The organism is Picosynechococcus sp. NKBG15041c, assembly GCF_055380235.1.
Window position 1 is genome coordinate 575,781 of record NZ_AP040363.1, and the last position, 20,513, is coordinate 596,293.

A 20,513-nucleotide genomic window follows, 5' to 3' on the forward strand; every position below is an offset into this window, starting at 1 on the left:
TTGCTTGAGATCAGGCGATCGCCCCAGGAACGATTACTATGGAACCAAATCTACGCCGCTGTGTAGCCTGTCGAAAACTAGCCCCGAAGGAATCTCTTTGGCGAGTCATTCGAGTCTATCCATCCCAGCAGGTACAATTAGATCGGGGTATGGGGCGTTCTGCCTATCTCTGCCAGGACCACCGTTGTTTGGAAATGGCCCAGCGTAAGGATCGGCTCGGGCGATCGCTCAAAAAAAATGTCCCCCCCACTATTTATCAAACCCTTCAAGAACGCTTATCTTCCCTAGATTAAGACCTGAGGGTCTGGCCCAAAATCCTCGGCATATATCTGCTATAGATCAAGGATTTTAAATAAAATTATTCTCAAAATTATTCAGATCAAATTTTTATTTTTACTGTTGAACTCTAGTGCCCCCGGAGGCCCCTCCATTCTTCATTTTTACCTAAGCTAACTGGATTTAGATTGCCACAATCCAGGCCTATCCCCCACCCCCATCCGTACGACTAGCAATTTAAGGACATTATTGAATGAATAACGAAAAAGTTAGAATTTACGAACTCTCAAAGGAATTAGATCTCGAAAACAAGGATATTTTAGAATTTTGTGCTCAGCTGGCCATCGATGTGAAGAGCCATAGCAGTACCATTACCGTTGAAGAAGCAGATAAAATCCGGGCGATCGCCACACAAAAGCGCCCCCATCCCCCGAAGGTCCAGCGTCCCCAGAAAAAGAAAAAGCAAGAAATTCTCTCTGTACAACACCAATCTTCGACAGAGCAAGCGCAAACTGGTACTTCAACTGTCGCTACTCCCCCCAGTCCCCCAGCCCAATCTCCCAAAAAATTAGAACGCCCTAAACTACAAGCTCCGCCGCCCCGGAGTGCTGCTGTGCCAAAACAGGACACAACCCCAGTTGTTGCGCCCCCCCCCAAAGCAGAAACAACCAACCCCCCAGCCGAACCAGCTCCAGCCGTTGCTAAGCCGAAGCTCATGGGCCCTCCCCCGCGGCCAGTCGCTAAATCTGCCACCAAAGCCGAAGGCTCTCCAGAACAGGCGAGCGGTGCAACCCAAGCGGATGTCCGGGCAAAATCTCTGTCAAAAAATACCGCTGAGCCCCCTGCAAAACCACCAAAACTCCGGCCCAAGCCCCAAATTGTTGGTACTGTTAGCAAAAAAGTAGCTGCTCCCGTACCTGCAATCGAGCCTGACCTAGATGAAGAAGTAACCGCAGCTCCAGACCTCGATGGAGATGACGGGGCAACCCCAGACGTCCTACTCGCTCCCCCCAAGCGTCCCGTCGCAAAACCGAAGAAAACCATTGGTGGGCCCATTAAGCCCGGTAAACGCAAAGTCTGGGAAGAAGAGGAAGAGGACGAATCAGAGGCGAATAAAGCAAAAACCACCAAACTTAAGCGTCGTCCAGTTGTCATTGATGATGACGATGATGATGAGTTCGGTACATCTCTCAATAACAACGCGGATATTCCCTCCGTTAGTCTGTCAATCGCACGGCCTCCGAAGCCAAAGGATCTATCTGCTGGAGCGCCCAGTAAGCCAACCCCCTCTCGGCCTAAAAAGCCCGCCGCAAAGCGAGGGAGTGGTGGCAGCCATCAGCAGAAAGAACAACGACGCGATCGCCGGGAAGTCCAAGCCCCGCCCACCGAGATCTCACTCACTGAAACCATGACCCTGCGGGAAATGGCAGAGGTCCTTTGTATCCCAGAAACAGATATTATCCGCCGCCTCTTCAGCAAAGGGATTGCGATTAATATCACCCAAACCCTGGACTATGACATCGCCCAGATGGTAGCCGAGGAATTTGAAGTGAAGGTTGTTGTGGCAGATGTAGAAGCCGCTGCCACCAAATCTACCGAAATGGTTGAGTTCGACGATCTAGAACACCTCCAGCAGCGTCCTCCCGTCGTGACCATCATGGGACACGTTGACCACGGTAAAACGACTCTCCTCGACTCGATCCGCGAAACTAAAGTCGCCCAAGGGGAAGCTGGTGGGATTACCCAACATATTGGGGCATACCATGTGGACATCGAACACAATGGTAAACCGGGACAAATTGTCTTCCTAGATACCCCTGGCCACGAAGCCTTCACCGCTATGCGTGCCCGGGGTGCCAAGGTTACAGACATTGCGATTCTTGTGGTTGCCGCCGACGATGGCGTTCGTCCCCAGACCCTGGAGGCTATCCGCCATGCCCAAGCCGCAAAAGTGCCCATCGTTGTTGCCATCAACAAAATGGACAAAGTCGGCGCAGAGCCTGATCGCGTAAAACAGGAACTCTCTGAACAGGGACTCCTTTGTGAGGAATGGGGCGGTGACACAATCATGGTTCCCGTCAGTGCATTGAAGGGCGAAAACCTCGATACATTACTGGAAATGATCCTGCTTGTATCGGAGATCGAAGAACTCTCTGCCAACCCCGATCGCCTCGCAAAAGGCACAATTATTGAGGCCCACTTGGACCGCGCCCGCGGGCCTGTGGCCACTCTCCTCGTCCAAAACGGCACATTGCGCGTGGGCGATATCATCGTTGCGGGCTCTGTGATGGGCAAAATCCGGGCAATGATTAGCGATCGCGGCGAAAAAGTTATTGAAGCGACACCTTCCTTTGCCGTGGAAATTCTCGGCTTAAATGAAGTCCCTGCCGCTGGGGATGAATTTGAAGTTTATCCCTCCGAAAAAGAAGCCCGGGCGATCGCCGACGAGCGGGCCGAAGGCAAACGTCAGTCCCGTCTCCAACAGGCGATGTCCTCCCGTCGGGTCAGCCTCAGTAGCCTTTCTGCCCAAGCCCAGGAAGGGGAGCTCAAGGAGCTCAATCTTGTCCTCAAGGGTGATGTTCAAGGTTCCGTTGAAGCAATTCTCGGCTCTTTGCAGCAGCTCCCCCAAGATGAAGTTCAGATCCGTGTACTCCTGTCGGCACCTGGTGAAATCACCGAAACTGACGTAGATCTCGCCGCGGCCAGTGGTGCAATCATCATTGGCTTCAACACCACCCTAGCCCCGGGTGCTAGACAGGCCGCTGAGCAGGAAGGGGTTGATATCCGTGAATACAACGTTATCTATCGTTTCCTAGAAGAGATTCAAGGGGCGATGGAAGGTCTGCTCGATCCCGAAGAAGTAGAAGAACCCTTAGGTCAGGCGGAAGTGCGGGTCGTCTTCCCCGTGGGCCGTGGTTCCGTAGCTGGTTGTTACGTCCAGTCCGGCAAGGTGGTACGGAACCGGATGATCCGCGTCCGCCGTGGCAACACCATTGTTTATAACGGCTCCCTCGATTCCCTGAAACGGGTCCGGGAAGATGTGCGGGAAGTCAGTGCTGGCTATGAATGCGGCATCGGCGTTGATAAGTTCAGTACCTGGAAAGAAGGGGACATCATCGAAGCCTACGAAATGATCTTCAAGCGCCGCACCTTGGCTGGCCGCACCAGCTAATTGACTTTCATGAAACAGAAGTCATTCTAAACTTGCTGCAATACCTCTCAGACCATGGGGGGTATTTTTTTTGTGGGCGATCGCCTGGGAGCATTAGCCCGGAATGACCGGGTTTTGGAGCGACTCTTTGATAAGATATGGGATGATTATTCTGTTGCAATATCAAGGCGTTATTAAAAATGGATGTTCTTTCTTTAGGTTGGGGCGCAATGCTCGCTCTCTTTACTTGGTCGATCGCCATGGTTGTTTGGGCACGTAACGGTTTCTAGGATTGTGGAAACAGTTTTTTTAAATTCGCTTTTTTTGGGAGCCCTTGCCCTACTTCTGCTGGTCAGCGGTGGCATCTCCTACTTGACCTTCGTGGAATGGCGTGATCGCCGTCGTCAGGATCGCGATAAACGAGGCCAATGAATGTCCTTTGCCCATGGCTCATCTGGGTTGGTTTTTCAGACCCATCTTGATAAAGATCAATAATCTCCTGCTCAACCAGGGGATTTTTTTATGGCGGCTACGGGGTAAAGTTTCCAAAACTATGCTCCCAGAACAACGATTATTTCTGCCACAATCAAAAGAGCCCCCTCCCCAAAAACCATGGTCATTCCCGCGAACGAAATTGATTTAGCCCAATATCTTGAACATTCCCTGCTGCATCCAGCGGCAACCTATGAGCAGGTCAAAGAATGCTGCCAAGTGGCAGAGCAATTTAACTTCCCGGCCGTCTGTCTTTACCCGACAGCGATGCGGACTGCCCGGGATTTTTTGAAACAACGCTCGATTCAACTGTGCTGCGTGGTGGGATTTCCGGCTGGGGCACACACCATAGGCACAAAACTCTATGAAGCCCAGGAAGCCGTCGAAAATGGTGCCACAGAGTTAGATCTGATGTTAAATCTGGCCCTGCTCAAAATGGGAGACTCGGAAAAGCTCTACCAGGAAGTGGCCCAAATCGTCGAAATGACCAAGGTTCCGATTAAAGCCATTTTAGAAACAGCCCTGTTAACGGACACAGAAAAACGCCTTGCTGCGGAAGTTTGCCTGGATGCTGGAGCCAGTTATCTGAAGACTTCAACGGGTTGGTTCGGGGGCGCCACCACCGCTGATGTGAAGCTGCTCTATGGGATTACGAAAGGAAAAATTGGCATCAAGGCAGCTGGGGGCATTAAAACCGCAGATCAGGCGATCGCCCTCATCCAAGCTGGGGCAAACCGCTTGGGTACATCCCGCAGCCTCAGCATCATTCAGGAACGGGAACGGCAGAGCGATGATGAAGCTTGGTAAAAACGGGGTTACTGTTGACCTAAGCCAAGCCGATGGGAAGCGGTAAATTATCATGTCTTTTAAAGTCACTGGCATCATCATCAAAGGAGCCCCCCTGGGGGAAGCAGACCGCCTCGTGACCATTCTCACGCCAGACCAGGGCCTTGTCAGGGCCGTCGCTCCAGGGGCCAGACAGCACCGCTCAGCTTTGCGAGGCCGGACAGAACTGCTGGTGGTGAATGATTTTTTGTTAACTCGGGGGCGATCGCTCGACCGAATTCAACAGGCAGAAACGATCACTTCTTACGCTGGCCTAAGCCGTGATTTTGCAAAACTAGCGGTGGGTCAGTACCTGGCAGAAGTGGTGAATCACCTCGCCGTGAGCCAAACGCCCCAGCCAGAACTATATGCCTTGCTCTTAGAACACCTAAGGCGAATTGAGCTTATTGAGTTAACACCTCCAGAAAGGGTTTCCCAGGTGATTGCTCACCTCACCCAAGGCTTATTTCATCTCGTGGCGATCGCTGGTTTTGCGCCTCAAGTACAGCGCTGCAGTGTGACCCAAGTGGCCATTGAACCGAATTTTGCTGATCCCCGTTGGCGCATCGGCTTTAATCACGAGATGGGGGGGATCATGACCCTGGGGTCAGGGAATATCCCCCCGGATCAACGCTTAACGGCCCTAGAACTAGACCTCTTACAGATATTACCGGACCGTGATTTACCTGGCTTACAACGTTGGTCTGTCGATGAACAAATGATTTTTCCTTTAGAAACGGCTTGGCTCCGGGTGGAAAATTTATTGCGGCAGTATCTTGAACACCACATGGGCAAACGTCTCAAGTCGGCGACCCTCATCGATACCCTAGCGCCCCTCGCTTTTTAGGGACAATATTTTAGGAATGCTCCCTTGCATGGGATCGCTAACTATCAGGATTTCCCTAGGGCGACCCCACACCTGGGGGATTTGTGATGGTCTCGGCAACTTGGGCCGCTTGGAAGCGCTGCTGGGCGATCGCCAAATTTTCCCTATAGTTGATGAGTTTTTCCTGGGCAAAATCATGGTAGAAATCCGAAGGAGGAATTGCTTCTAGGGTTGCGATCGCCCCTTGCCATTGCTGGACGATTTCTTGCCACTGGGCTGCCCCAAGGGACTGATTTTCAGCAAGTTGAGCAGCCTTGGCCGCTTGGGAAAGACCATTGATTAGGGCAGCGAGGCTAGCATCGAGGGATTGATAGTCCAGCAATTGCCCTTGAATCTCCGCAGCCCGGGGCGACCACTGGGGAATGTCTTCTAAGGTGGCGATCGCCTCGCGTAAATTGGCTTGAGCTTGAAAAATTTCTTGGCCGGAAGGGACTTCAGGGGCGGTAAATAACTCTCGAGCGGGGGCGGCCAGTTGACTCGCCCTTATCAAAGGTTGACAGGGCCCAACCACACAAGGACGGCTCAAAACATAGCCTCCTGCGCCAATAATTGCGACTAAAATACCAACCCCCACAAAAACGAGACCCTTCTTTTTGGGGCGATCGCCGATGGTTTGTACCGATGCGGCCAAATCATCCGGGGTGGCATCAGCAGAGATCAAGCCCTCAAAGTCCTTTTGAATTTTTGGTTCCGCCTCAGGTACTGTCTCTGCTTCCCCATTCGTCTCAGCAAAAAACGGTTCAGCGAGGGTGTCAAACCCAATATCTGTGGCAAATTCTGTTTCCAAGTCTGCCCCGTCCAGGTCAGTTTCGGGGAACGGGGGGAATGTCGGGGAGCCCATTTCGCTAGCATCTAAAAGGTAGAAGGCATAGGGTTCACTCGCACCAATGACCCGCAAGTAAATGCCGACCTGGGGCTGTTCAGAAAAACTTGCGGCCTGGAGGCGATCGCGAATCAGCCGAAAAATTGGCCGTTGGGCCACCGCTGCCGGAGCCGAATGCTGCACGAGGACAAGGAGTTCTCCCGCCTTAAAAACACACCGCACTTGTACCGGATTTGTGGGGAAGTATGACGCCTCGAGTTGGGCGCGGAGATCGACCTGTAAATCCTGGAGATTTAGCGGTGCAACATCGGACATAACCGGAACAATAGCCTATGGACTTGAGACGCCACCGTAAGTAAAGCTCAAAAAAAAAGTCTTGTCAAAAGCCCCGGGCGATCACCTGTTTTTCAACACCTAGCAGGTCTTCTGGCGCAAAAAACTACTCAAACTATCCACCGCACAGGTCAGCAGTAGAAAGCAAACGAGAGTTACACTCACCCCCGCATAGTTAAAACTACTCAATTGCTCCGTGAGTAACCGTCCCAGACCCCCTGCCCCCACCAAACCAACGATCACGGTCTCCCGCAGACACACTTCCCAGCGATAGAAGCTATAAGCAATAAAATTTGGCAAGGTCAAGGGTACAGTGCCGTAGAGCCACACATTAATTTCAGTACTCCCCAGATTTCGCAAAGCTTTGAGGGGTTCAGGGGGCACATTTTCAATTACCTCGGTCATCAAGCGTCCTAAAATCCCGAGGTTATGCAACCCCAGGGCGATCGCCCCCGGCAAAATTCCCGGAAACATCACAAACACAATCACCAAAGCCCAAATCGGCGCGGGAATGCTGCGACAGAGCAACAGCGATAGATGGCTGAAAAAATGTACAGGCCAAGGGAAACTTCCCTGATTTTTTGCAGCCAAAAAAGCGAGGACAAAGCCCCCGAGGCCCGCCAAGGCGATCGCCAAAATCGACATTTCTACAGTTTGTACACAGAGAATTCCCAACTGTTTTAGTTGGGCCCCATCCAGTTGGAGTTGTTGGAGCTGTGTCGCCACCTCCCCCAAAAACCGTTGGCCCCGACCAGACCAGAGCCGGGCCCAATCTGGGGCAATGTACCAAAAACCCCAGGTCACCAATCCTAAACCCAGGACCATCGTTCCCAAGAGCCAGTCACGCCGCCGGACCCCCACTTTGTACTGACGACTATTGAGGTCTAAACGGCTGGTGCAACCCAATCGCACCCGCAGGAGACGACTCGTCCAATCGACGATTCCATTGAGGGCAATCAAAGCGTAAAACAATGTCCAAAGCTGCCCATAACGCAGGGACTGTAAACTGAGGTAAATTTCATAACCCAGGCCCCCCGCCCCAATAATCCCTAGCACCGCCGCCGAGCGTAGGGAGCATTCAAAGCGATAAAAACTATAGGACAACAGGTTAAATAGTGCCTGGGGCAAAATACCATACAAAAAAGCCTGGGCCACGGGGACACCGCTATGGATGAGCGCCGTAAATCCTTGCCTTGGGGTTTCATCAATGATTTCTGCAAAAATTTTCGCGACGATCGCCCCAAAGGGAATGGCGATCGCCCCCAGGGCCACCACCGAATCTAGACCCCAAAAGTTGATCAAAATCAAGCCCCACACCACCTCATGGATCGCCCGGGGAATTGCCAAGATCGCCCGAATCGTCCCATATCCTCCCCCCTTAGCGCCGGGAAAAGCCACTTCCCAAAGTAATTGGGCACTGAGTAAGCCAGCGAACATGCCCAGCACCAAGCTTAAAAAAGTGCCACAGACCGCATAGGCAAAGGTCGTCAAGGTGGCCCGGAGGGTCAATGCGAGAAAATCCACCGTTAGATCTGGCTGGAGAGCAGCCCCAAAAAATCGTTGTAAATTGGCCCAACCTTGGAGATTGACGGCAGCCCCCCCCCGAAAAATGACATCTAACAAGCTGAGGGCGATCGCTAGGGCAAAGCAGCCATATCCCCAAGTCTGGGGTCGGATATCTCGGGGCAAGGGTGGGGAGATTCTAAATATCAGTGGCAAGATCCGGCGGAGAGTATGGCAAAATTATCAACAAATAATTATTAAACACATTAAGGAAACCTTCATTATGACTCCCTCTTTGGCAAACTTTTTCTACAGTCTCTTAGCTGGCACTTTGGTGGTAGTCATTCCCGCCACCGCATTTCTAATTTTCATCAGCCAGCAAGACAAAATCAAGCGTCAATAAATTTCCCCCACACGGGCAAGCTAATGGAGGTGGGCCTTACCCTCGGGCTGTCCACCTCTATTGTCATTGAATAAGATATCGTAGAGGCTGGAAACGGAAGCCGTTACTATAGGTAGTAGTAGAGTCAAGGGAGATCAAAGATGGTTAATTTTGGGCTAAATTCCGCCAGCATTTTAGGGATCGCGTTGGCCGCGGCAGGAGCATCCCTCTATTTTCTCCGGTCGGTGCGCCCAGAACTCTCCCGGGACCATGATATTTTTTTTGCAGCTGTTGGTTTGCTCTGTGGCTTTATTTTACTTTTCCAAGGTTGGCGCCTAGACCCCATTCTCCAGTTTGGGCAATTTCTCCTATCTGGCTCGGCAGTATTTTTTGCCATCGAATCGATCCGCCTCCGGGGACTGGCCACAGAGCAGGCCCGTCGCAATACCCCCATCGTGGATGATGAGCGACCGGTCAGTCGAGTTTACAGAGCAGAACTAGACCAGATTGAGCCCTACCAAGGGGAAGAACGCTATGAACGTCGCCTACGGGGTTATCCGGAACCGCGCTCCAGCCGCAGTCGTGGTTATGAAGATGAAACGCCCCGGGGCAGTGGTAGCCGTCCCAGTCGCAATCGTCCTCCCAGTGATTATGGCGATCGCCCCAGCCGTCCTACCCCCCCGAATCGCCGCCCTAGTCGCCCTGCCCCCCCAAACAATCGCCGTCCTCGCCCAGACCGATATGATGATGCCTATGGTCAGGAAGGAAGCGTGACAGATGTGTGGTCTGAGGATGCATGGAATGAAGGCGATCGCCCAGTAGAGGATGCGCCCCGTCGTCCCCGTCGCCCCCGTCCGGAGGATGACGCGCCCCGCCGTCCCCGTCGCCCTCGCCCCGATGCCTATGGGTCAGCCGATGACGAAGTGGCCACCGTTGATTATCAACCCATCGATGGGGGCTTTGGGGACGATCAAGATTGGGATGATCCGGCCCCGGACATGCCCGATGCCCCTGAAGGCGATCGCCCAAATAACCCCGTAAATTTCGACTATTAGGATCTGGCTTAAAGTTCTTTGTTAGGTCTATCAATTGACGTGCCTAGGCCAATTCTCCGTTTTTTCTGGCTCCTTACGCTCCTCCTGGGGCTGGGAGGCTGCTCCTTTGGAAACACACCCCTGACTCCGGTTTCCCTGAACAGCCGTTTTCACGATGAACAGCCGGCCCTGAGTGGGGATGGCCGCTGGCTTGCCTTCATTTCTAATCGCCATGGCACCAGTGAGCTGCTTTTTTATAATCTAGAGCAACGGCAGTTCGTCGAGCTCCCCAATGTGAATCAAAACAATGCCATTTATGAGAGTCCGAGCCTCAGTCGCACGGGACGGTATTTGGTTTACCTATCGAGCCCCCTCGGAAAACCCGATATTATTCTCTATGACCGGGCAACCAAGCGGTCTGATATTTTGACCCAAGGTTACCAGCACTGGGTACGCAACCCGAAAATTAGTCCCGACGGCCGTTATGTGGTGTTTGAATCGGCGCGCCGGGGCCAGTGGGATATTGAGGTGCTAGACCGAGGCCCGAATATTGAATTTGATCTCCCCCAGGAGGTTTTGATCAATCCCTAGATCAGGGTAAGAGGTAGAGAAATCATTGTGGAGTAATGTAATTTTTTTTCAGGTTGACAAGAAAATTAATCGGAGTATGATTTTACATAACTTAATCTTGTCATTGTAAAATCTTAGTCTGGACTACCCCGCCTTAGCCCCACAGACAGACAAGCATTCTGTTCCAGGCGATCGCCTAATTGTTAGCAACGTCAGCTAGTGCATCTGAAATATGATTAATCCATCGATTTTGAGCCTTGGTATTGCTGCGGGAGCGACCTGTTTAAGCGTCTCCAGTAAAGAAGAAATTGTTAAAGTTGCCACCGGCTTTGTCGCCGTTCTTGCCGGTCTTCTAGCCCTCTGTTATGCGCCCTGGGAAATTAAGGTTTTGGTTGTGGTCGTGCCGGTGATTATAGAACGCCTCAGAGCCCGCGCCTCCGGTCAATAGGGTTCAAAATTTTTATCTTTTAATTTGACGCGATCTCATTAGAAGCTCCCACCACCGCTTTTTTATTCTGGGGATCGAGACGTTGGTCAAACCAGTCTAAGATTCTTTGCCATGCCCACCAGGGATCTGAGTCGCCCCAATGGTCTTGGCATTGGCGATCGCTAACATAGCCCACATGACCCCCAAAGCGAGTAATCCGAGTATCAAGATTTTTATTTTGGCGACTCACCGCCTCTAAGTCGTCCACCAAATCCGGGACAAACAGCGGATCATCCGCTGCATACAAAATAAACGTGGGTCGCTGTAAATCACCTAAAAAATATAGGGGGCTGGTGGCTTCGTAATAGTCTTTTGTGGTCGCAAATCCCAGGGGCGGGATCACCAAATACTGGTCAAATTCCCGAATTGTGGTTGCTTTTTCGATCATCTCTGGTTGGAAAGAATCAGGATGGTATGTGTGCAACTGCCAAGCGAGTTTTTGTAAATTTTTGGCGATCGCCTGCTCAAAGTTGCGCTTGAGGGGGTGTTGTTCCAGATAAGACAAAGAACGGTGCGATTCTAAACTGGGGCAAATGACGGCCCCCGCCAGAATATCTCCGGGTTCTAGACCGAGAGACCGCAGATTTAATTCCTGGGCTTTTTTCAAACCCCAGAGTGCTAACTGTCCCCCGAGGGAGTAGCCCGTAAAGAAAAAGGGGGGTTTTAACCCCAGGTGTTGTTTCCCCTGGGCGGCCAAGCGCACAAAATCTTCCCCCTCATACAGGCCATCACTGGTCAGGTCTGGCGAGAGGGCGGCAGTTTTGCCATGGGCCCGCCAATCGAAGAACAAAATTCCGTAGCCTGCCTGGTGAGCTTTGTGGGCTAGAATTTCGAGAAACCACTGGTCTTCAAGGCTGCCCGTAATCCCATAGGTGGCAACAATGGTTCCTTTCGTTATTTGGGGTTGGCTGTACTGGCAAAAAAGGGGAGTTTGGTTCGCCCCGGTCAGGACCACATCCTGAAATTCGGGGGGACTATCCTTGGTTTGCGATCGCCACCGTTTAGCAGCCCCAAAAGCAGTGTAGATGGTTATCGCAACGCCAGACCGTAACCAGAGGGGCGGTTGATAAAACATAAATCAAGGCTTAATTACTTATTTATTACCAGCTTTTTTTGCCAATTGCTTTGCTTTTTTCGCCGCTTTCTTCGCTGCTTCCTGTTCTGTTTTGAGGCGCTGGCGTTCAGCTGCTTTTTCCTGTTCGATTTTTTCGAGATAGTAATGGTAGTCGCCGTTATAGACAACAAACTCACCATCGCGAATTTCGACGATTTTATTGGCTACCTGGGAAATAAAGTAACGGTCATGGGAGACGATCGCCACCGTGCCGTCGTATTCCTTGAGAGCATCTTCGAGCATCTCTTTGGCAGGAATATCAAGGTGGTTGGTGGGCTCATCGAGAATCAAGAAATTGGCTGGGGTGAGGAGCATTTTCGCCAGGGCAAGGCGAGCTTTTTCGCCCCCACTGAGAGCTCCCACTTTCTTAAAGACTGTATCGCCACTGAATAGGAACTGTCCCAACAACGTCCGTACTTCGCCGTTTGTCCAATCGGGGACTTCATCATGGATCGTATCCATCACGGTTTTTTCGAGATCTAGAGCTTCGGCCTGATTCTGCTCGAAGTAGCCAGGGATAATGTTGTGGGTTCCCAGTTTGACACTGCCTTCATCGTAGCTTTCCATGCCCATGACCATCCGTAGGGTGGTGGACTTGCCACAACCATTGGGCCCCAGGAAGGCAATGCGATCGCCCCGTTCGATTGCCAGATTTGCCCCCAGGAACAAAAGTTTGTCATCGTAGGTATGGGTGAGGTCTTTGATCGTCACCACCTCTTGGCCACCCCGGGGGGCTGGGGGAAATTTAAACTTGAGGGTACGCACATCACTAATGGGCGCTTCAATGCGTTCCACTTTATCGAGCAATTTCTCGCGGCTTTTTGCCTGGGTGCTGCGGGTGGCACTGGCCCGGAATTTTTCGATAAATTCTTGCTGTTTGGCTAAATCTTTTTGTTGCCGTTCAAAGGCAGACAGTTGAGCGTCTTTATTTTCGGCTTTCTGTTGGAGGTATTGGGAATAGTTGCCCAGATAGGTGGTGGAAACTCCCCGCTCCGTTTCGACAATTTTGGTGCAGAGGCGATCGAGAAATTCCCGGTCATGGGAAATAATCACCATCGGCGTTTTTAGGCCGCGCAGGTAATTTTCGAGCCATTCAATGGTTTCTAAATCTAGGTGGTTGGTCGGCTCGTCCAGGAGTAAAATATCGGGTTCCTGGAGCAGGATTTTACCTAAACTGATTCGCATCTGCCAGCCGCCACTAAAAGAGCTGACCAGGCGATCGCCATCCTCGATTTCAAAGCCCACTTCCGGGAGGATTTTTTCAATCTGCGATTCTAGACGGTAACCGTCGAGGGCTTCAAACTTCCGTTGGGCCCGGTCAAGCTGGTGAATCAGATCATCTAAATCTGCATCAGGCTCGGCCATCTCATGCTGGATCCGGTGCATATCATCCTGCACAGCGTTGGCTTCTACGAACACCGTCCACATTTCTTCGCGTACGGTGCGGGTCGGTACCACATCAAATTCTTGGGTCAGATGGGCGATGCGCAGATCAGCAGGACGCACAATTTCCCCATCGGTGGGCTCAATTTCCCCCATAATGATCTTCATCTGGGTCGATTTTCCGGCCCCATTGACCCCCACGAGGCCAACCCGTTCGCCAGTTTTTACTTCCCAGTTAATGTCCTTGAGAACTTCGCCGGTGGGATAAATTTTGCGGATGTGCTCAAGTCTCAACATTTAGAAAGAACTCCTGTTTGGGATTAGCATCAGTCTATAACAAATTGTAAACTTTTTTCGTTTCTCCCCATCATGACCCGTAGCACCCTCAATCTTGATGAAAATCTTTATAACTATCTATTGAATATTTCCTTACGGGAACATCCCATTCTTCAAGAACTGCGGGAAATCACCGCCCAGCATCAAGCGGCCCAGATGCAAATTGCCCCGGAACAGGGTCAATTTATGGCCTGGCTCGTGCAATTAATGGGGGCAAAGAAAACCTTAGACATTGGCGTTTTTACCGGATATAGTGCCCTCGCTGTGGCGATCGCCCTCCCCCCAGATGGCCAAGTCATTGCTTGCGATCGCGACCCCAGGCCAACGGCGATCGCCCAAACCTACTGGAAGAAAGCCGGAGTTGCCGACAAAATTGATCTCCGTCTTGCCCCGGCCCTAGACACCTTGGCGCAACTCCTTGAGCAGGGGGCCGCAGAAAGCTTTGATTTTGCCTTTATTGATGCGGATAAGGGCAACTACTTAAACTACTTTGAAAAATGCTTCGCTTTGGTGCGACCCGGGGGCGTTATTGCCATTGATAATGTGTTGTGGTCCGGGCGGGTCGCCGACCCCCATGACCAAGACAAGCGCACCCTAAAAATTCGCGCCTTTAATGAATTTTTGCATCAAGACTCTCGGATTAGTTTAACGGTGTTGCCCATGGCTGATGGTCTGACCTTAGCCCGGAAGTTGTAGGGATTTTTTAGGGATTTTTTCCAAAGCCCACCGCTTTTTTGATCGTAAAAATCGGCCGCTGTTTCACTTCATCGTAAATTCGTCCGATATATTCCCCGAGAATCCCTAAACAAATAAGCTGTACTGCCCCGAGAAAGAAAACGGCAATAGTAATCAGGGTATAGCCGATCAACTGGGGCGGCGCGTCATAAATCCGCCAGAACAGCACCAGAATGATCATGACGATCGCCACCAATGCCGCCATTAAGCCTAAATAAGTGGCAATTTTGAGGGGTTTACGAGACAGGGAAATAATGCCATCAATGGCGAGGTTTAAAGATTTACGAAAAGTGTACTTCACCTCACCAGCAAAGCGGGGATCCCGGTTAAATCGAACGGCAGTTTGGGGAAAACCAATCCATGCCCGTAACCCCCGGATATAACGGTGTTTTTCTGGCATGCTGTTGAGAATATCCACCACTTGGCGGGACATTAAACAAAAGTCACCCGTGTCCGTTGGAATGGGAATCTCTGTAAACTGATTTAAGATGCGATAGAAGCCGTAGGCCATCAGTTTTTTCAGCCAACTTTCCTGGGCCCGGCTCAGGCGCTGGGCATAGACTACATGGTAGCCACTGCGCCATTGCTCAATCAGTTGTGGCAGTAGTTCTGGCGGATCTTGGAGATCTGCATCCATGATAATGACCGCTTCTCCTTGGGCATATTGCAGGCCGGCGGTCACCGCGATTTGATGGCCGAAATTCCGGGCTAAACTAAGGTAATGGACGCGAGAATCGCTTTGATGGAGTGCTTCAAGGATTGCGAGGGAACGATCCTTGCTGCCGTCGTCAACTAAAACTAACTCCGTGGGGCCATCTAATTGGTCAATCACCTGGACAACCCGCCGATACATTTCGCGTAGATTGTCTTCCTCGTTATAAACCGGAATGATAATGGAGTAAGTAATCATCAAAGAACACGTTCTAGGAAGCCATGACAATTAAATGATGCTTCCAAAGTGATTGAAGGGCCAGAATTTAAAAATGGCATGGCCAATGATATGTTCTGCGGGGACAAAACCCCAGATATGGGAATCATTACTATTGTTGCGATTATCCCCTAGGACAAAGAATGTGTGCTCAGGAACTGTTAATTCCGGCAATTCGTAGTCTGGCTTTGCGGCGATAAAAGGCTCTGTTAAGGGCTCTTGATCCACATAAACACTGCCGTTGTGCACAGACACCGTTTGCCCGGCGGTGGCAATGACACGTTTAATAAAAGCCTGTTGGGGATTGTAGCCCAGGAGTTCGAGTTGGGGGGGCGTCCGAAACACCACTACATCCCCCTGGTGTACGGGCTGGAAATGGTAGGACAATTTTTCGACCACAATGCGATCGCCTAAATCAAGGGTCGGCAACATGGAGCCGGAGGGGATATAACGGGGTTCGGCGATCAACCAGCGCACCACAATGGCGATCGCCAAAGCGATGAGCAAAACACGAATATTTTCCCAAAGGGCAGCCCACCCCTGCGATGGCTGGTTAGCAGATGTTTTTTCGCCCTGGTTAGCCATAAATTGTTTCAGACCTTGGTGATACGGCTTTATATTGTGGCACGTCCACGCTGGTTCAGAACAGACTGCCACAACCACAACAGAAAGCGGCGTAAGGAATTGGGAGATTGCGTTCCCCAGAGGTTAATCGCCACACAAACAGCCCCAAAAGCCGGTAGGAGAAACGTCGGGATCATCACGACCCCGATCAAAAACCAGGTGCTCACATGGAGTACCATCAGCGTCACCCCTCCATAGACCGCGATCGCATTTTTTTGGATGAGACTAGGGGGAGCCTGGCGCACCACGTAGACCAGGGTCAAGAAACTCAAAATCAGATTAAAAGGGACAAGGCCACCACAGATGGCAATGCAGTGACACCGGGAAAATTCGCACAACTGCTCAAAAATACTGCTCAACATAGGCACAATAAGGGGTTCAACCGGGAAAAATCTGGTTCCTCTAGCTTTGAGCCTAACCAATTCTTAGGAACTTTTGCCTAACGTTTTATGAAGGTAGCGCCTTGACGAAATCTCCAGTGAGGCGATCGCCCCGCTGGATTTCAACTGGAAAAAATATTCCGCTCAAAATTTTCCCCGAGGTAATACTGGCGCACGAGGGGATTGTTATAGAGCTCTTCCGTATTGCCAGCGGCGAGGATTTCCCCGTCTCGCATGATGTAAGCGCGATCGGTAATCGCTAACGTTTCTCGCACATTGTGGTCAGTGATTAAAATACCCATGCCCCGTTCCCGCAGTTGGGCGACGATCTGTTGGATTTCGGCCACGGCGATCGGATCGACCCCCGCAAAGGGTTCATCAAGTAAGAGAAATTTTGGCCCCTTGCCCCCCACCGCTAAGGCGCGGGCCAATTCGGTGCGTCGCCGCTCTCCCCCAGAAACCAGACGTCCCTGGGTATTGACGATGCGATTGAGGCGGAATTCCCCGAGCAGTTCCTTAAGGCGATGTTGCTGTTGCCGAGGGGAAAGGGGCGATTGTTCTAAGACCAATTGGATATTTTCCTTAACCGTGAGATTGCGAAAAATACTCGGTTGTTGGGTGAGATAACCAATGCCCAATTGTGCCCGTTCATCGAGGCTGAGGGGCGTAATATTTTCCCGTTGCAGCCAAACGCGGCCCTCATTGGGTTTAATCAAACCAGTCGTAATGTAGAAAGTTGTCGTTTTTCCGGCACCATTAGGTCCTAAAAGACCGACGATTTCCCCTTGATTAACTTTGAGATTGACACGATTGACAATGACACGTTTGCCATAGGTTTTACGGATATTTTCGAGAACGATGGTCACAGTTTATTCGTCGTCAGGGAGGGTAATCGGGGCAGGGGTGGAAGATTGGCCATTCTGAGACTCTTGTTCAACCACGAGATAACGAGCCTCTACTTGTTCATTGGAGTTCGGAGTGGCAACGAAACGGCCTTCATCAATGGCATAGGTCATGCGTTCAGCGCGGAGGCTATTGCCTTCTTGGAGGACATAGACATTGCCCGTAAGCACCAGTATACGTTCCTCTGAAAAGTATTGGGCTTGGGCCGCTGTAGCTTGGATGTCGCGGGCTGGGTAGTTGATGCGGACATTGCCCCGGGCTGTAATGATGCCGCTCTCTGTGTTGGCCTCTTGGATATCGGAGAGGACGGTGAGGGCATTGGCTGTTTGGGCTTGGACTGCCTGTTGTCGGGGAAATTGGCTGAAGCTTGCGGCGATCGCCAGGGTAATCCCCCCCAAGCCATAAATGATCTGATTCCGAAAGCCCTTGACGGTCATAACTGCTATCCTTACTGCAAACAATGCATTAGCGTTTAATCTCAAGACGCAACCATAGATGTTTGGGTTGCCCATTCACCTTTCTATAGTAAGGCGGCTGTTTCTGTTTTTTGCAACAATTTGTTCAGGTCGAAAGCAGCATCACCTGGAGGCGATCGCCTGGGGTGATTTCTGGGGTTCCGGTGGGGACAATGGCGAGGGCATTGGTTTGGGCAAGATTGACCAAATTTGCGGAACTATGGCCGCCCCCCGCCGGCTGGAATACATAGCCTGTGGCCTCTGTCCGTAAAGTGCCCCAAAGATAAGCATCCCGCGAACCAGCCCCTTTGAGGGTTTGGCCGCAGGTGGCCCAGACAAAGGTAGGAGCATAGGCCCCTGTATAACCAGCAAGTTTTTTCAAGGCCGGTTGCACAAAACGCCAGCAGCCCACCAAGGCCGATACGGGATTCCCTGGTAACCCAAAATAGAGTTTATTTCCTGGGAATTTCGCCACAGTCAGGGGTTTACCCGGACGGATTGCGACGCTGCGAATAAAGATTTCGCCCCCCAATGTTTCGAGGAGTTTTTCTACATAGTCGAAATCTCCCACCGAAACGCCCCCCGTAGAAAGCACCACATCGGCACTGGCGATCGCCTCAGCCATGGTCGCCTTTAACTGTGCCGGATCGTCAGGGACAATGCCGAGGTTTTTGGCGATCGCCCCTTGGCTCTGGACAAAGGCCGTTAGGCCATAGCGATTGGAATCAACAATCTGGCCCATGCGTAAAGATTCTTCAGGCGATCGCAACTCATCCCCCGTAGAAAAAATCGCGACCACTGGCCGCCGATAAACGGGAAATTCAACACATTGACAGGCGGCCAAAACGGCTAAATCCGCTGGCCCTAGCCGTTGCCCTGCCTGGAGAATGGGTTTGCCTGCCTGGTAATAATCGCCCCGCTGCCGGACAAACTGTCGGTAGGTGGGGTTTTGTAAAATTTTGACCAGGGTTCCCTGGTGCTTAGTATGCTCTTGCATCACTACTGTGTCGGCCCCCTCCGGCAACATAGCCCCCGTAAAAATGCGCGCTGCCTGACCCCCTTGGAGGGATTGACTGGGGACTTGGCCAGCGGGAATGGTTTCAATCACCTCTAATTCAACGGGTGTTTCCTTGAGATCCACAAATCGGATTGCATAGCCATCCATCGCCGCATTGTCCCAGTGGGGAATGTCTAATTTCCCTGTAACTTCGGTGGCTAAAATTCGCCCCAGACCTGTTTCGAGGGTCGCTGTTTCAGTGCCCGTCAGGGGGGCGATCGCCTGGAGAATTAATGTTTGAGCCTGGTCAACGGGAAGCATTGATAAAACAAGATTTTTGCCCACCAATCATAGCAAGTTCAGCTGCAGTTAATCGGGGCGAGCTTCTGTGTCCGGGGCGACTCGATTTTCGTCGTAATAGCGTTTCCATTCCGTTGAACTGCGCACCGCTAACCAGAGCAAAATCATCGCAATAATCCCTCCCTGTTCTGGCGACTGAAAGGCAAACAGCACCAGCACCACACAGAGAAAATCCTCCAGAAACGACCACCATAGAGGCAATCCCCGGAGACGAAAAAACCAGCCTGTTAACGTTAATTTCAAGACAAAGGCCACCAGTGCTCCGATTAGTCCCACCAACCAGAGGGGCTCAAATTCTAAACGGATCACTTGGGCTACTGTTAAACTCAAGACCGCCCCGGCAATGGGACTAAAAACAAGGGCGATCGCCTGCAGAATCCGTTGTCCTAAAAGCCGCTTCGAGCCAAACAGTTCAAACACCGCCCACATGGTGAAAATCGCCACCAAAACCCGGGGGGGCAACCACCCAATGACAGGTAAATTGGCCACCAGTTCATCACTGTAGAGCAGCAAAATAATCAGCAATGGTAAACCAATGCGCATTCCTGCCGCCGCCGCTGCCGACAATACCGCCAAAAATCCGATGACCATGCAAGAACCACAAATTTGTATGCGACACAGTGGGCAGGGAAATTGTTCCTAGTCTATCGTGTCCCTTTCACCATAGACTTCTATCTTTTTACGGAATTGGCAAGGGGAAAATTAGGCGATCGCCCGCGGGGACAAAACCTACGATTGGACTAATGGAAAATCAGCGGGTTTAAGCCAGCGACAAATCTCTGTTTTTAAACCATTTAAATCCTTGGAAAGCCCCTGCTTGAACCACTGACCGAGGGTATCGAGGGGCGAAAAGCCGGCGCTAAATTGCCAATCGAGGTCTTGACCGAGGGGGGTGAGGTGATTGCCAGTTAAGGTGCGAGCAGCCACCATCGCCGGGAAGCGCTCTAACAAAATGGGAGTGAGATCTTGGGTTTGGTCGAGGGTGTCATTGTTGAACTGAATCAACAAATTGCGGCGAATCTGGTAACTGGTTTGGATAATTTCTGTGGTCTCTGGGGGGGAAGGGGTAAACTCAAAATTAATGTTGTTATCGGGGTCAAATTGCTCGAAAAAGGGAATCGATTTTTTCACCGGAAAATTGTTGTAGGACATGAGAATATTCCCTGCCCGTTGTACGTTGAATAAGCTGCCGATTAGTAGGTGAATTTTGCAGCCCATGCTGTGGCCTACCCCATAAACAGGCAGATACCGATAGCCGAGTTGATTAGAATTTTGCAGGCGCTCTAGAATATTTTCGAAGCGGTTCAACACCTGCCGGGCGATCGCCAAATGGTCAAAGGTATTTACAAAGGGCGTGGTGATGATGGCGTAACCTTCAGCGGCCAATTGTTCCAGGAGCCACTTGTAGGTCAATTGCGGCGCGGTTCCCACGAAAGCCCCCCCCAAAAAATGAATAACGCCCACCGGTTGTACCGGGATCAAGATCCAACTGCCACCAGACTCTTGCCAAATCATTGTTCGCCGTTTACTGCTTGT

General features: G+C 51.4%; 22 protein-coding genes. 10 read left to right on the forward strand and 12 right to left on the reverse strand.

Translation table 11 applies throughout. The features are described 5' to 3' along the window. Nucleotides 1–38: 38 nt before the first annotated feature. The 5 genes from ACZ45B_RS02835 to recO all read left to right on the forward strand — a co-directional run bounded on the left by ACZ45B_RS02835 (nt 39) and on the right by recO (nt 5,591). Entirely contained in the window at nt 39–293 is a 255-nt protein-coding gene (locus ACZ45B_RS02835) for a YlxR family protein (protein ID WP_024544928.1), read from the forward strand. Nucleotides 294–529: 236 nt separating this feature from the next. Next, nucleotides 530–3,448, forward strand: a complete 2,919-nt coding sequence (gene infB, locus ACZ45B_RS02840) for a translation initiation factor IF-2 (RefSeq protein WP_024544929.1) — start codon at nt 530–532, stop codon at nt 3,446–3,448. 179 nt (nt 3,449–3,627) lie between these two features. Next, nucleotides 3,628–3,717, forward strand: coding sequence for a cytochrome b6-f complex subunit PetN (petN, locus tag ACZ45B_RS02845; RefSeq protein WP_071990922.1), 90 nt, complete (start codon nt 3,628–3,630; stop codon nt 3,715–3,717). A gap of 322 nt (nt 3,718–4,039) precedes the next feature. Further along, entirely contained in the window at nt 4,040–4,726 is a 687-nt protein-coding gene (gene deoC / locus ACZ45B_RS02850) for a deoxyribose-phosphate aldolase (RefSeq protein ID WP_024544930.1), read from the forward strand. A gap of 46 nt (nt 4,727–4,772) precedes the next feature. Next, on the forward strand, nt 4,773–5,591 hold the full coding sequence (recO, locus tag ACZ45B_RS02855; RefSeq protein WP_464675023.1) for a DNA repair protein RecO: 819 nt from the start codon (nt 4,773–4,775) through the stop codon (nt 5,589–5,591). A gap of 55 nt (nt 5,592–5,646) precedes the next feature. Here recO and ACZ45B_RS02860 read toward each other — a convergent pair whose 3' ends face one another. Then, complete coding sequence (locus tag ACZ45B_RS02860; RefSeq protein ID WP_024544931.1) at nt 5,647–6,768, reverse strand: hypothetical protein; 1,122 nt, start codon at nt 6,766–6,768, stop codon at nt 5,647–5,649. A gap of 99 nt (nt 6,769–6,867) precedes the next feature. Beyond that, nucleotides 6,868–8,475, reverse strand: a complete 1,608-nt coding sequence (locus ACZ45B_RS02865; RefSeq protein ID WP_236612384.1) for a PhnE/PtxC family ABC transporter permease — start codon at nt 8,473–8,475, stop codon at nt 6,868–6,870. Between the two features lie 97 nt (nt 8,476–8,572). Between ACZ45B_RS02865 and psbX the strand changes: the two genes are divergently transcribed. From psbX to ACZ45B_RS02885, 4 genes are all read left to right on the forward strand, one after another. Further along, nucleotides 8,573–8,692, forward strand: coding sequence for a photosystem II reaction center X protein (psbX, locus tag ACZ45B_RS02870; protein ID WP_024544933.1), 120 nt, complete (start codon nt 8,573–8,575; stop codon nt 8,690–8,692). Between the two features lie 140 nt (nt 8,693–8,832). Further along, a complete protein-coding gene (locus ACZ45B_RS02875; RefSeq protein ID WP_024544934.1) occupies nt 8,833–9,726 on the forward strand; it encodes a Ycf66 family protein in 894 nt (297 codons plus the stop codon). Between the two features lie 39 nt (nt 9,727–9,765). Further along, a complete protein-coding gene (locus ACZ45B_RS02880; RefSeq protein WP_038027752.1) occupies nt 9,766–10,296 on the forward strand; it encodes a TolB family protein in 531 nt (176 codons plus the stop codon). Between the two features lie 211 nt (nt 10,297–10,507). Beyond that, the gene (locus ACZ45B_RS02885) at nt 10,508–10,723 is read left to right on the forward strand and encodes a hypothetical protein (protein ID WP_024544936.1); all 216 of its coding nucleotides are present in this window, start codon (nt 10,508–10,510) and stop codon (nt 10,721–10,723) included. 19 nt (nt 10,724–10,742) lie between these two features. Here ACZ45B_RS02885 and ACZ45B_RS02890 read toward each other — a convergent pair whose 3' ends face one another. Together ACZ45B_RS02890 and ACZ45B_RS02895 are read right to left on the reverse strand one after the other, a co-directional pair. Continuing rightward, complete coding sequence (locus ACZ45B_RS02890) at nt 10,743–11,837, reverse strand: YheT family hydrolase (protein WP_024544937.1); 1,095 nt, start codon at nt 11,835–11,837, stop codon at nt 10,743–10,745. Between the two features lie 18 nt (nt 11,838–11,855). Further along, nucleotides 11,856–13,556 (reverse strand): ABC-F family ATP-binding cassette domain-containing protein, encoded by a 1,701-nt coding sequence (locus ACZ45B_RS02895; protein ID WP_029681660.1) that lies wholly within the window; start codon nt 13,554–13,556, stop codon nt 11,856–11,858. A gap of 72 nt (nt 13,557–13,628) precedes the next feature. Here ACZ45B_RS02895 and ACZ45B_RS02900 point away from each other — a divergent pair, with 72 nt between their 5' ends. Beyond that, a complete protein-coding gene (locus ACZ45B_RS02900) occupies nt 13,629–14,291 on the forward strand; it encodes a class I SAM-dependent methyltransferase (RefSeq protein ID WP_024544938.1) in 663 nt (220 codons plus the stop codon). A gap of 7 nt (nt 14,292–14,298) precedes the next feature. On the opposite strand, the gene ACZ45B_RS02905 is transcribed toward ACZ45B_RS02900, so the two are convergent. The 8 genes from ACZ45B_RS02905 to ACZ45B_RS02940 all read right to left on the reverse strand — a co-directional run bounded on the left by ACZ45B_RS02905 (nt 14,299) and on the right by ACZ45B_RS02940 (nt 20,492). After that, nucleotides 14,299–15,240 (reverse strand): glycosyltransferase family 2 protein, encoded by a 942-nt coding sequence (locus tag ACZ45B_RS02905; RefSeq protein ID WP_029681661.1) that lies wholly within the window; start codon nt 15,238–15,240, stop codon nt 14,299–14,301. A gap of 30 nt (nt 15,241–15,270) precedes the next feature. After that, nucleotides 15,271–15,843, reverse strand: a complete 573-nt coding sequence (gene lepB / locus ACZ45B_RS02910; RefSeq protein ID WP_024544940.1) for a signal peptidase I — start codon at nt 15,841–15,843, stop codon at nt 15,271–15,273. A gap of 29 nt (nt 15,844–15,872) precedes the next feature. Then, nucleotides 15,873–16,244, reverse strand: coding sequence for a hypothetical protein (locus ACZ45B_RS02915; protein ID WP_024544941.1), 372 nt, complete (start codon nt 16,242–16,244; stop codon nt 15,873–15,875). Nucleotides 16,245–16,384: 140 nt separating this feature from the next. Continuing rightward, nucleotides 16,385–17,128 (reverse strand): LPS export ABC transporter ATP-binding protein, encoded by a 744-nt coding sequence (gene lptB, locus ACZ45B_RS02920; protein ID WP_024544942.1) that lies wholly within the window; start codon nt 17,126–17,128, stop codon nt 16,385–16,387. 3 nt (nt 17,129–17,131) lie between these two features. Continuing rightward, nucleotides 17,132–17,602 carry an LptA/OstA family protein gene (locus tag ACZ45B_RS02925; RefSeq protein WP_024544943.1) on the reverse strand — a complete coding sequence of 157 codons (471 nt, stop codon included), beginning with the start codon at nt 17,600–17,602 and terminating at the stop codon, nt 17,132–17,134. Between the two features lie 124 nt (nt 17,603–17,726). After that, a complete protein-coding gene (locus ACZ45B_RS02930) occupies nt 17,727–18,938 on the reverse strand; it encodes a molybdopterin molybdotransferase MoeA (RefSeq protein ID WP_024544944.1) in 1,212 nt (403 codons plus the stop codon). Nucleotides 18,939–18,986: 48 nt separating this feature from the next. Further along, nucleotides 18,987–19,568, reverse strand: coding sequence for a DUF4126 domain-containing protein (locus ACZ45B_RS02935; RefSeq protein WP_096416564.1), 582 nt, complete (start codon nt 19,566–19,568; stop codon nt 18,987–18,989). A 138-nt stretch (nt 19,569–19,706) separates the two neighbouring features. Continuing rightward, on the reverse strand, nt 19,707–20,492 hold the full coding sequence (locus tag ACZ45B_RS02940) for a DUF1350 family protein (RefSeq protein WP_024544945.1): 786 nt from the start codon (nt 20,490–20,492) through the stop codon (nt 19,707–19,709). Nucleotides 20,493–20,513 lie beyond the last annotated feature (21 nt).